Source organism: Marinobacter sp. VGCF2001, assembly GCF_049943275.1.
Classification (GTDB): Bacteria; Pseudomonadota; Gammaproteobacteria; order Pseudomonadales; family Oleiphilaceae; genus Marinobacter.
Genome location: NZ_JBNFVX010000014.1, coordinates 42,929 through 54,537 on the forward strand (window position 1 = coordinate 42,929; position 11,609 = coordinate 54,537).

At 57.9% G+C, this 11,609-nt stretch carries 8 protein-coding genes; 1 reads left to right on the top strand and 7 read right to left on the bottom strand.

The features are described 5' to 3' along the window. Positions 1–14 precede the first annotated feature (14 nt). Together ACP2AU_RS13070 and ACP2AU_RS13075 are read right to left on the bottom strand one after the other, a co-directional pair. A complete protein-coding gene (locus ACP2AU_RS13070) occupies positions 15–764 on the bottom strand; it encodes a Crp/Fnr family transcriptional regulator (RefSeq protein ID WP_426376646.1) in 750 nt (249 codons plus the stop codon). A gap of 217 nt (positions 765–981) precedes the next feature. Beyond that, positions 982–1,788: a peptidylprolyl isomerase gene (locus tag ACP2AU_RS13075; RefSeq protein ID WP_426376647.1), complete on the bottom strand. Its 807-nt coding sequence runs from the start codon at positions 1,786–1,788 to the stop codon at positions 982–984. A 150-nt stretch (positions 1,789–1,938) separates the two neighbouring features. On the opposite strand from ACP2AU_RS13075, the gene ACP2AU_RS13080 reads away from it, so the two are divergent. Next, on the top strand, positions 1,939–3,285 hold the full coding sequence (locus ACP2AU_RS13080) for a hypothetical protein (RefSeq protein ID WP_426376648.1): 1,347 nt from the start codon (positions 1,939–1,941) through the stop codon (positions 3,283–3,285). 21 nt (positions 3,286–3,306) lie between these two features. Here the strand turns inward: ACP2AU_RS13080 and narI are convergent, their stop codons facing one another. The 5 genes from narI to ACP2AU_RS13105 all read right to left on the bottom strand — a co-directional run bounded on the left by narI (position 3,307) and on the right by ACP2AU_RS13105 (position 11,465). Further along, positions 3,307–3,987 carry a respiratory nitrate reductase subunit gamma gene (narI, locus tag ACP2AU_RS13085; RefSeq protein ID WP_426376649.1) on the bottom strand — a complete coding sequence of 227 codons (681 nt, stop codon included), beginning with the start codon at positions 3,985–3,987 and terminating at the stop codon, positions 3,307–3,309. Between the two features lie 19 nt (positions 3,988–4,006). Beyond that, positions 4,007–4,747, bottom strand: coding sequence for a nitrate reductase molybdenum cofactor assembly chaperone (gene narJ, locus ACP2AU_RS13090; protein ID WP_426376650.1), 741 nt, complete (start codon positions 4,745–4,747; stop codon positions 4,007–4,009). Positions 4,748–4,757: 10 nt separating this feature from the next. Beyond that, positions 4,758–6,335 carry a nitrate reductase subunit beta gene (gene narH, locus ACP2AU_RS13095; protein WP_426376651.1) on the bottom strand — a complete coding sequence of 526 codons (1,578 nt, stop codon included), beginning with the start codon at positions 6,333–6,335 and terminating at the stop codon, positions 4,758–4,760. Further along, on the bottom strand, positions 6,332–10,075 hold the full coding sequence (locus tag ACP2AU_RS13100) for a nitrate reductase subunit alpha (protein ID WP_426376652.1): 3,744 nt from the start codon (positions 10,073–10,075) through the stop codon (positions 6,332–6,334). The genes narH and ACP2AU_RS13100 overlap by 4 nt, the downstream gene beginning before the upstream one ends. A 130-nt stretch (positions 10,076–10,205) precedes the next feature. Continuing rightward, positions 10,206–11,465 (bottom strand): MFS transporter, encoded by a 1,260-nt coding sequence (locus tag ACP2AU_RS13105; RefSeq protein WP_426376653.1) that lies wholly within the window; start codon positions 11,463–11,465, stop codon positions 10,206–10,208. Positions 11,466–11,609: the final 144 nt, after the last annotated feature.

Below are 11,609 nucleotides of genomic sequence, written 5' to 3' on the forward strand. Positions count from 1 at the left end.
TGGGCCCGGGGAGGCTATTGGCTGATCGCAATCAGCCGCTGAGGGTCGGAAATAAAAAGTTTGCTGCGGTTAACCCGAATCAGGCCGTTGGCTTTCAGGTCTGCCAGAATCCGCGAGAAGGTTTCCGGCTGCATGGCCAAACGTGAAGCCACCAGGCATTTCGGCAGCGGCAATTCAACCTCACCGCCTTCTTCGGTGCCTTTTGGCAGCAGGTCGATCAGATACCGGATGAGGCGATCACGGGCGTTCTGCACGGTCATGATTTCCAGATCGTGGAACCGGGACACCGCTCGCATGGCATAGTGGCTCAGCGCCGCCTGGGCATACTCCGGATTCTTGTCGAGCAGTTCGCGGTAGGCTTTGACCGGAATCATCAGAACTTCGCTGGATTTCAGGGCTTCCGCGTAGCAAGCGTAACGGGGCGGATCGGCGTAGATCATGACTTCGGCAAAACAGTCACCCGGCGCGATGCTGTCGAGGGTACGGTCTACGCCGGATGAATCGAGGCGATACAGGCGCAGGCGGCCTGAAATAACAAAGAAAAAATGGTGCGCTGGCATATCCTGCCGGTATAACAACTGGTGGTGCCCCAGCCTCAGGCGGCGCGACTGTAGAATCAGGCCTTCCAGGTCTTTGGCGCGCAGGCTGCTGAACAGAGCATGGCTGCGAAGCGCCTCCAGGCTGTCTTCTTCGTCCAGTGGTTTATTAATGGCGACAAGGACCGGTTTTGTATATCGGTGTTCTGCGGTTTGTGTCATAGCCATGGGGTATGCCCTCTGCATATTCATGCATCCAAAATCTTATTTTAAATATTAGAAGGATAATGGTTAAAAATCGCTCCCCCGATGGGGGTATCCCCGGCGTTATTTCCAAACAATTGACTTAACTCAACTGTCCGCTTCACTAACTAACATCAAGAAATGCTCACCCTGGCCCGGTATCGCCTGAGCCGGCGTCTCAATGACATCGCTGCGCCGGACTTCACTGCATCAATGGCGAATCCGGCAGTTCCAGGTCCACGCCTCTCACGCCGGTTTCCGCGGCCAATACCTGGAGGTATTGCCGGAAGGCCCGACGGGTCACGCTTTCGCTGAGGTACTGGCGGATCTGAGGCTTCACGTGGTCATAAGGTAGCCGTTCGCCGTCAATCCTCTGGTCAACCCGGACAATGTGCCAGCCATAGCGGCTTTCAATCAGTTCCGGGTTCAGCCCTTCGGCCAGGCTGAGCACCGGGCGCTCAAACTCCTCCACCGTCTGGCCTTTGCTGATCTGGCCCAGGCTTCCGCCCTGGTGGCGGGATTCGCAGGCGGAATATTGTCTGGCCAGCTCCGCGAACTGGGAGCGGCCGTCAAGGAGGGCAGACAAGATCTGTCGGCCAGCCTCTTCCTGGCGCATACGTTCTTCAATGTCCTCCGGAGCCGCTGCCAGCAGTATATGGCTTACAGCCATAATGGTGGGGCTGGAGAATCGCCCCGGGTTGGCGGCATAAAAGCGCTCACAATCCTGGTCGCTGGGATCAGGAACGTTAAGTTCGAGTTCCAGCACCCGGGCCAGGCGGCCCTCTTCGTCTTCAATGTTATCCAGGTTCAGGCGACTTGCCTGCTGCAGCAGCAGTTCACGGATAACCAGGCTCCGTGCCGCCTCATGCCAGGCCTCCGCCAGCTCTTCAGCCGGGTGATGCTGCATCTCTCGGGCGATGTCATCCTCGTGAATCTCGGTATCGCCCACGTATACCGGCGGGAATTGATTTCTGGGTTTGCCGGCTTCACCGGTAGGGATCAGTTGCATGGGTCTGCCTTGCCTGATGACTCTGTTCACTTGGCAACTAGTTAAACAGGGTTGCCGATAAAAATCGCTTCCTCATCGGAGGTAGAGCGGGAGTAAAACGAGGTATCCTGAAGCGGGCGTGAGACAGAATTTTCGGTGCGGAGGGTTGTTGTGTTTACTTTGAGACGGAAGGGCAGCTATCAGTTACAACTGAACCGATCCCTGACCGATGCAGGTCGCTACAAAATCGAGCTTTATCTGTTTACGCCCCACGAAGGCAGCCTCTCTTCCAGAGCCCTTTCCGAAAAACGTTTTTATTTTTCGTCACTGGAGCACCGGCTGCGCTTACTGGGGCTGCCGGATCAGGACCGGGTAGGCAAAGCTGACCAATCATTTACCCTGCTTTCGCCCCATTATGAGATTCGGCACGGCTCCTGGCTGTTTCAGTATCGGGCGTCCATCGACAGGCTGAAGCAACAGATTGAAACCGCAGGCCTCAGCGAGGAGTTGCTGAAGCGGGGCCTCCGCCTGAGCGAAAAGTTTGCCCAGCGCCTGCGCAAGGCCGCGCCGGAAAAGACAAGCCAGCAACGTTATTACCGGCTCCTGGATACCTGTTTTTCCTGGAACGCCGAACAATTCTTTCTCGAATGCATGACAAACGAGCGCTATGAGAGCCTGGCGCCTTCCCTGCAAACGGCCGTTATCGAGTTTCTGGAACAGGAGAGCCAGCACCGAAAAGCCCGGGACTACACCAGTAATTTTACCGGCACGCCCACGAGGATCTGGAACCGAATGCGCCTGTACCATCGCATCCTCGAATACCCTTTACTGCTGCGCACCCGGGTAACCGAACTGGGTGCGGGCACCCGCAAACTGGTGAAAGCGGCATCCACCACCGTGGTTATGTTGCTGTTCACCTATCTGCTGTTCAATATCCGGGACTTCAGCCAGGCCCTGTCCCTGAGCCTGCTGCTGGGCATCGCACTGATTTATGCCCTTCGTGATCTGTTGCGCGATGACATGATCAACGCCATGACCACCTGGTTGCGCCGGGGCAAACCCCGCTGGAAGGTTCGGTTGAGCACGCCATATACCAGCCGGTCGGCCGGTCACAAGAAGGTCTGGCTGGAGTACCGGAAAGCGCGGGAATTGCCGGGCCGAATCCGGACTGAGGCCCAGCGCTGGACCAGCAACGACGATCAACAGGTTATCTGCTACCGCTCTGCTATGTCACTGGAGAAATCGATTTTTGAACGGGATCACCTTCAGGATCGCATCACACTGGATTGCGAGGCCCTGTGCGAATTGATCCAGCCGACGACTGTTAAACTCTATGCCTGGAAAGATCCGGAGCGCACCTGCGATGGCGTGCAAGCACACGCCATCGAGAAACAGCACGATTACCAGTTACTGCTGATGTGCTCCGGTCCGGGGAAGGACACAACGTCGGCACAGCGCTGGCAACTTCGCCTGAGCCATGCCGGCGTCGTTCAGTACAAGTCTCAAAACGTATCCTGAACCGGGAGCGGCGGCCCCCTGTCAGGCGCGCTTGCGCACCACCTGATACTTACGCCCGAAGTACTCCACCGGCACGCTAAGCATGTGCACGAGGCGGGTGAACGGGAAGAGCACGAAGATGGTCAGGCCCAGGAAGATGTGGGTCTTGTAGATCCAGTGCACATCGGCGATATAAGCGGCGATGCCGGAACCTTCCAGGGTGAACACGCCTTGCGCCCAGGCTGAGAACTTGAGCATGGTGCTACCGTCCAGGTGGCCCAGTGTGGGCAGGATGGTGAGCATACCCAGCACCAGCTGAACCACCAGAATGATGATGATCATGTTATCGGCAAAGGTACTGCTGGCCTGAACCCGCGGATCCGTCATCCGGCGCCAGGCCAGCATACCACCGCCAATGATCGCCATTACGCCGGCAATACCACCCACCAGAATCGCCATGACCTGTTTCTGGCCCGGAGTAATAATCCACTCGTAAGCCCAGTGCGGCGTAAGCAGCCCTACCAGGTGGCCGAAAAAGATCACCAGTACGCCCACATGGAACAGTACCGAAGCCAACACCATGTTCTTTTTGCGCAGCATTTGACTGGAATGAGCTTTCCAGGTGAACTGGCCATGATCGTAGCGCGCCCAGGTACCGACAAACAGTACGATCAGGGCGATGTAGGGGTAGATGCCGAAAAGCAGTGTGTTGATATAGGACATTGTCTTTTCCTCCTGCGCCTCAGGCGCGCCCGGCCGGACGGGGCGTTGCGTCCGTCATCAGCTGATCACTCAGGTGAATGGTCTGGGTCTGTTCCATTTCCCGGCGGCGCTGTCCAATCACTCCGCCGGTGCCACAGGAACTGCCCTGGTCATCCACGAACTTCACCATTTCTTCTTCCCAGACCTTGTCCAGGGCTTCCGGCGTATCATCGCGCTCTTCGGAGGCGACAATCTGTGCCAGTTCCTGCCGATCCGCCTTGCGGCCAGACAGCACCAGCAAGGCATCCATGGCCACGTGATACAGGCTCTCGCGCTGGAACAGGCGTTCACCCAACAGGCCCAGAATGTGGTGGATATCCTCAAGCCAGTTGCGGATCTCGTCCCACGGCCGGGTAGAGAGGTATTCCAGGAACAGCGGCAGGTAATCCGGCAATTCCCTGGCGTCAATTTCCAGGCCGTTGGCCCGGTATTGTTCCATCAGGTCTACCATGGCCTGCCCCCGGTCCCGGGATTCACCGTGCACGTGTTCGAACAGCAGCAGCGAGGTGGCCCGGCCTTTATCAAACAGCCCCACGTAGTTTTCCTGGATGTCCAGCAGATCGGAATCACACAGCATATCCACGCAGCGCAGCAGTTGCTCCTTATTCTGTCGGGGCAGCCGGTTGTCCTCGAGGATCACGGCAACCAGGGCGTCTTTGGATTGCTGCAATTCTTCGGTGGGGTACTCCAGTACCCGCGCCAATACTTTCAAAAGTTGCATCAGGATCTCCTCAGTCTTGCAGCTGTTTCGGATCGACCTGTTTCACAGTCGCCAGTTTGCCGACCATGCTGGTGGTCTGTTTTTTGCCACCGAACAGGCTGAAGTCGCTGTCACCACCGTTGCAGCCGTCGCCGAAGCTGAAGCCACATCCGCCGCGCTCGCCGTAGGCGGTTGCATCCGGGAAAGCCTCTTTCGCCAGTTCACGATGGCTGGTGGGAATCACGAAGCGATCCTCGTAGTTGGCGATGGCCAGGTAACGATACATCTCGTCTGCCTGGGCCTTGGTCAGGCCGCACTCTTCGAGAGCGCGCAGGTCTTCCTTGCCTTCCACAGTTTCAGCCCGCTTGTACAGGCGCATGGCCATGATCCGCTTGAGGGCACGAACAATGGGCTTCTCATCCCCCGCAGTGAGCAGGTTGGCCAGGTATTTCACCGGAATCCGCAGGCTTTCGATCTTGGGCAGTACGCCATCGAACTCTACCTTGCCCGCTTCTGCCGCAGACTGGATTGGGCTCAGGGGCGGCACGTACCAGACCATCGGCAGGGTGCGGTATTCCGGGTGCAGCGGCAGCGCCAGTTTCCAGTCCACCGCCATCTTGTACACCGGGCTTTGCTGGGCGGCTTCGATCACGTTCATCGGGATGCCGTCTTTCTTGGCCTGCTCGATGACTTCGGGATCGAACGGGTCCAGGAAGATTTCCAGCTGCTTTTCATACAGCTCGTGCTCGCCTGGTGCGCTGGCCACTTCTTCGATGCGATCGGCGTCGTAAAGCAGCACGCCCAGGTAGCGAATCCGGCCGACACAAGTCTCGGAGCAAACGGTGGGCATACCGGCTTCGATCCGCGGGTAGCAGAAAATGCACTTCTCGGACTTGCCGGTTTTCCAGTTGAAGTAGATCTTCTTGTACGGGCAGCCAGAGACACACATCCGCCAGCCGCGACACTTGTCCTGGTCGATCAGCACGATGCCGTCTTCTTCCCGCTTGTAGATGGCACCGCTCGGGCAACTGGCCACACACGCCGGGTTCAGGCAGTGCTCGCACAGGCGCGGCAGGTACATCATGAAGGTGTTTTCGAACTGGCCGTAGATGTCTGCCTGCACCTGGTCAAAGTTTTTGTCTTTGCGGCGCTTGGCGAACTCGGTACCAAGAATTTCTTCCCAGTTCGGGCCCCATTCGATTTTCTGCATCCGCTGACCGGAGATCAGCGAGCGCGGCCGGGCAACGGGCTGGTGCTTGGTATCCCCGGCGGTGTGCAGGTGCTGATAATCGAAATCAAACGGCTCGTAGTAGTCGTCAATTTCCGGCAGATCCGGGTTGGCGAAAATGTTCGCCAGTACCCGGAACTTGCCACCAATGCGGGGGCGAATCTTGCCGGAGCTGTCGCGCATCCAGCCGCCCTTCCACTTGTCCTGGTTTTCCCATTCTTTCGGGTAACCAATACCGGGCTTGGTCTCAACATTGTTGAACCAGGCGTATTCCATACCTTCCCGGCTGGTCCAGACGTTCTTGCAGGTGACAGAACAGGTGTGGCAACCAATGCACTTGTCCAGGTTCAGTACCATGCCAACTTGGGAACGGATTTTCATTTTACAGCCTCCTGAACAGTGTCATTGCCTTCTTCATCAAGCCAGTCCACGTTCTTCATCTTGCGGACCACCACAAACTCGTCCCGGTTGGAACCCACGGTGCCGTAGTAGTTGAAGCCGTAGGAGTACTGGGCATAACCGCCGATCATGTGGGTCGGTTTCGGGCACACGCGGGTAACCGAGTTGTGAATGCCGCCCCGGGTGCCGGTAATTTCCGAACCGGGAATATTCACAATCCGCTCCTGGGCGTGGTACATCATCACCATGCCCGGCATTACCCGCTGGCTCACGACCGCCCGGGCGGCAATGGCACCGTTGGCGTTGAACAGCTCAATCCAGTCGTTGTCTTCCACGCCGATTTCTTTCGCATCATCTTCGCTCAGCCAGACAATCGGGCCACCGCGAGACAAGGTGAGCATCAGCAGGTTGTCGCTGTAGGTGCTGTGAATGCCCCACTTCTGGTGTGGCGTGATCCAGTTCAGCGCTTTTTCCGGGTTACCGTTGCTGCGCTGGTTAATCATGCTGCCCACCGCTTTGGTGTTGATGGGCGGGCGGTACACCAGCAGGCTTTCACCAAAAGCGCGCATCCATTCGTGATCCTGGTAGAACTGCTGACGGCCGGTCAGGGTGCGCCAGGGGATCAGCTCGTGCACGTTGGTGTAGCCGGCGTTATAGGACACGTGTTCGTCTTCCAGACCAGACCAGGTCGGGCTGGAAATGATCTTGCGCGGCTGCGCCACAATGTCCCGGAAGCGGATTTTTTCCTCTTCCTTGTTGGTGGCCAGATGGGTGTGATCCAGGCCGGTGAACTCCGACAGCGCGGCCCACGCTTTTACTGCCACCTGGCCGTTGGTTTCCGGCGCCAGAGTCAGGATGACTTCGGCGGCATCAATGGCGCTCTCAATCTTCGGACGACCGGCGTTGGCACCCTCAAGGTGGGTGTAGTTCAGGTCCTTCAGGAAGTTCACTTCCTTCTCGGTGTTCCAGTTGATGCCCTTGCCACCGTTACCCAGCTTGTCCATCAGCGGGCCAAGGGACGTAAAGCGGGCGTAGGTGTTCGGGTAGTCGCGCTCCACGGTAATGAAGTTGGGCGCGGTCTTGCCCGGAATCAGGTCGCACTCGCCTTTTTTCCAGTCTTTCACATCGAACGGCTGACCCAGCTCCGCCGGCGCGTCGTGCAGCAGAGGCAGGGTAACAACGTCTTTCTCGACACCCAGATGCCCCTCGGCAGCCTTGGAGAAGGACTTGGCAATGCCCTTGTAGATTTCCCAGTCACTGCGCGCTTCCCAGGCCGGATCGGTAGCGGCGGTCAGCGGGTGGATGAACGGGTGCATATCCGAGGTATTCAGATCGTTCTTCTCGTACCAGGTTGCGGTCGGCAGAACGATGTCGGAATACAGGCAGGTGGTGGACATACGGAAGTCCAGGGTCACCAGCAGGTCGAGCTTGCCTTCCGGCGCATTGTCCCGCCACTTCACCTCTTCCGGCTTGGCTCCGCCTTCTACACCCAGGTCCTTGCCTTGCAGCCCGCTCTTGGTACCCAGCAGGTACTTGAGCATATACTCGTGCCCCTTACCGGAGGAACCCAGCAGGTTGGAGCGCCAGATGAACAGGTTGCGCGGGCAGTTTTCCGGCGCTTCCGGATCTTCACTGGCAAACGCCAGAGTGCCGTCCTTCATGGACTTGGCCACGTAGTCCGCCACCTCCATACCGGCCTTTTCGGCTTCGGCGGCAATGGTCAGCGGGTTGCGGTTCAGCTGCGGCGCAGATGGCAGCCAGCCCATGCGCTCGGCGCGCACGTTGTAGTCGATCAGGCTACCGCCGAATTTGGACTTGTCGGCCAGCGGCGACAGGATTTCATCCACACCCAGTTTTTCGTAGCGCCACTGGCCGGAGTGGGCGTAGAAGAAGGATGTGGAGTTCATGTGCCGGGGCGGGCGCTGCCAGTCCAGACCAAAGGCCAGCGGCTGCCAACCGGTCTGCGGGCGCAGTTTTTCCTGGCCAACGTAGTGGGCCCAGCCACCACCGCTCTGGCCGATACAACCGCACATGATCAGCATATTGATCAGGCCGCGGTAGTTCATGTCCATGTGGTACCAGTGGTTCATACCGGCACCCACGATGACCATGGAGCGGCCCTTGGTCTTGTCGGCGTTGTCGGCGAATTCACGGGCAATACGGATTACTTTCTCGGCCGGCACGCCGGTGATCTGCTCCTGCCAGGCAGGCGTGTATGGCTTGATCTCGTCGTAAGAGGTGGCGCCGTCGTCGTCGCCCAGGCCACGGCTGATGCCATAGTTGGCCACCATCAGATCATAGACAGTAACCACGCGACCCTCGGAGCCATCCGCCAGCTGAACCTTGCGGGTACCCAGCTTGTGCTTGAGGATATCCTTGAACTCGACGTGCTTGAAGTGGTCGTGTTCTATGCCGCCGAAATACGGGAAGGCCACATCTACCACTTCGTCGTGCTTCTCAACCATAGACAACTGAAGGTTTACATCGGAACCTTTGGCGGTCTGCTTCAGGTTCCACTTGCCCTTCTCGCCCCAGCGATAGCCGATGGAGCCGTTCGGTGCTGTCAGCTCGCCAGAGGCTTCGTCGATGGCAATGGTTTTCCATTCAGGGTTGTTCTCTTCACCCAAGCCATCCACCAGATCGCTGGCCCGCAGGAAGCGGCCTGGCACAAAGCTGCCGTCGTCCTTTTCGTCCAGCATCACCAGGTACGGCATATCGGTGTAGCGACGCACGTAGTCGGTGAAATACGCGCTGGGCTTGTCAACGTGGAACTCCTTGAGAATCACGTGGCCCATGGCCATACCCAGGGCGGCATCGGTGCCCTGCTTGGGATTCAGCCATTCATCAGACAGCTTGGAGACTTCCGCGTAGTCTGGAGTGATGGCAACGGTTTTGGTGCCCTTGTAGCGCACTTCGGTGAAGAAGTGGGCATCCGGGGTACGGGTCTGGGGCACGTTGGAGCCCCAGGCAATAATGTAGCCGGAGTTGTACCAGTCGGCGGATTCCGGCACGTCGGTCTGCTCACCCCAGGTTTGCGGGGAGGCCGGCGGCAGGTCGCAGTACCAGTCGTAGAAGCTCATGCAGACGCCGCCGATCATGGACAGGTAGCGGCTGCCCGCAGCGTATGACACCATGGACATAGCGGGAATCGGAGAGAAACCGATGATGCGGTCCGGGCCATGTTTCTTGGCAGTGTAGACGTTAGACGCTGCAATCAGCTCGTTGACTTCGTCCCAGCTGGAACGAATAAAACCGCCCATGCCCCGGCGCGGCTTGTACTCGGCGGTCTTGGCCGGGTCCTCAACGATGGAAGCCCAGGCTTCTACCGGATCATTGAACTGGATACGGGCAGCGCGCCAGAGTTTCATCAGGCTCTTGCGCATCAGCGGGTATTTCAGCCGGTTGGCACTGTACATATACCAGGAATAACTGGCACCACGCGGGCAACCACGGGGTTCATGGTTCGGCAGATCGGGGCGGGTACGGGGGTAATCGGTTTGCTGCGTTTCCCAGGTGACCAGGCCGTTCTTGACGTAAATTTTCCAGCTGCAGGAGCCCGTGCAGTTTACGCCGTGGGTAGAACGCACAATCTTGTCGTGCTGCCAGCGCTGACGATAACTGTTTTCCCAGTCGCGGTTCACTTCGTGGGTTTCACCGTGACCGTTGGAGAACGATTCGCGGTTCTTCCTGAAGTAATTCAACTTGTCGATCAAATGACTCATGGTCTCTCTCTCCATCAACCCGTTTACCGGATCGTTGTTCCTAATGGAGACCATTGTGTGGAATCAAATCCCTGAAATCTGCGTGGTTACTACCACATAACCCGCGGCTACCCCCCTGTGGGTAGACCCGCTATATCCCGGGGTGGAGTAGCGTTTTACGCTCTTGCCTGCGCACTTGCCGCGAAAAAAACACCAGGCTGGTACTGATCAACACAAACAGAATCATGAAAACGGCAGTGCGTACGCCCAGCCACTGATTGGCCGCGCCGAAAAGGACGGGTAGCACAAAAGCCACACCACAAGCACTGACCAACAAGACACCGGCAAACAGCGAGGCCTCCTGCCGGTTGGCCAGAATCACCATACGCTGGAGCGATCCCATGCCCGCACCCATGGCAATACCGAGCATCACCACCAACGCACTCTCCATGGATACCGGCAAGGCAAACTCCACCACGAGTGGCTTTTCTACACCGGTAATAACCAGGCTCATGGGAGGATAGGACAGCACAAACAGCGCAATCAGGGTGACCGCTAAAGATCGTGAGGCAACCCGCGCTGAACCGCGGCGATCGGCAAGACCACCGCCAACGATCTGAGCAACGGCACCAGGAATAACAAACCATTGGGCGAGCCGGGCGCCGGTATCGGGTGAAAGTCCGTATTGGCCCGAAATAAAATCCGGAAGCCAGAGGGCCAGGGCGAAGAAACTCCCGGCGACCAGCCCGAAATAAAGACACAAAGGAAGATTTCGACCTTTCCTGATCACACCGAGAATCTCCGCGGCTGATCGTTCCCGGGCCCCGTAGTCCTCTCCTGTGGCGTCGGTCAACATAAGAAGAAGAGCAATCACCAGCAGCAAGGTAATCAGGTATGCCAGGGGCACGCCTTGCCAGGTAAACGCTTCGTGGAACAGAGGCACCAGATAATAGTTAAAGCCAACCCCGGTTACGCCTGCACCAAAAACCCCCAATACCAACCCCAGCCGCCGGATGTCACAATGACTCACCACGAACTGGAGGCCTGCACTATAAAAACCGCCCGCCAGCCCCAAACCCGCAGCCGCTACCAGGTAGCCAGTGAATGTGCTGGTCAGCAGCAGAATGCCCATACAAACGGCCAACCCGCATAAGCAAAGCAGCATCACTTCCCGGGCACCGTAGCGCTGCGCGGCGAGCCCCGCCGGAATGGCCAGCAAGGCACTGCCCGCCATTGGCATAGCCAGCAAGATGCCGAATTGCAGGCTACTCAGGCCCAGATCCGCTCGCATATGCATCCCGGCAACGGCAAACAGGGTCCAGCAACCGGCTGCCACCACAAAGCCTGTCACCGCCAACGGCAGGACAACGGCCAGAGAGGCTCCCTTTTCGTCATTCCGTTCCGGTTGCATTCCATACCCCCATCATCATCCTTCAGTTTCGGCTTTTGCCTGTCTAACGGTCAAAGGTTATGATGGGTTATCAACCTTCGAGGTAAATGACTATCCTCAAGGAGGTACCCTGGTAATGGTGATTCATCAATAAATGGCGACTCC